We start from the raw sequence: 572 nt of genomic DNA on the forward strand, positions 1-572 counted from the left end.
CCGGAGCACAACCTCGTATCGAACGTCCAGTTGCACAACCTCGGGTATGTGATCTACACGTCCGGTTCGACCGGCCGTCCGAAGGGCGTAGCCATCGAGCATCGCAGCGCGGGCATGCTGCTGAACTGGATGCGGGAGGTCTACACGGCAGAAGAGTTGTCCGGCGTGTTGGCTTCGACTTCCATCTGCTTCGACCTCTCCGTGTACGAACTGTTCGGGACGCTGGGCGCAGGCGGCAAGGTGATCCTCGCCGAGAACGCCCTGCATCTGCCGCAGTTGCCGGCGCGTGAAGAAGTCACGCTGATCAACACCGTCCCGTCCGCGATTGCAGAGTTGCTCCGCATGGAGGCGATCCCGCGCTCGGTGAAAACGGTGAATCTGGCGGGAGAAGCCTTGCCGCTGGCAACCGTGCAGAAACTCTATCAAGTCGAAACACTGCAACATGTGTACAATCTGTACGGCCCGTCGGAAGACACCACCTATTCGACGTATGCGCGAATGGACGAGAACAGCCTGCGGACTCCGGGCATCGGACGCCCGATGGCCAACACGCAAGCGTATGTGCTGGACGG

At 60.8% G+C, this 572-nt stretch carries 1 protein-coding gene; it reads left to right on the forward strand.

All coding sequences use genetic code 11. The features are described from left to right. The coding region (locus EL26_RS23145) for an AMP-binding protein (RefSeq protein ID WP_038094887.1) at positions 1–572 on the forward strand (572 nt) is incomplete at both ends.

Origin of the sequence: Tumebacillus flagellatus, assembly GCF_000714935.1 — a bacterium.
Classification (GTDB): Bacteria; Bacillota; Bacilli; order Tumebacillales; family Tumebacillaceae; genus Tumebacillus; species Tumebacillus flagellatus.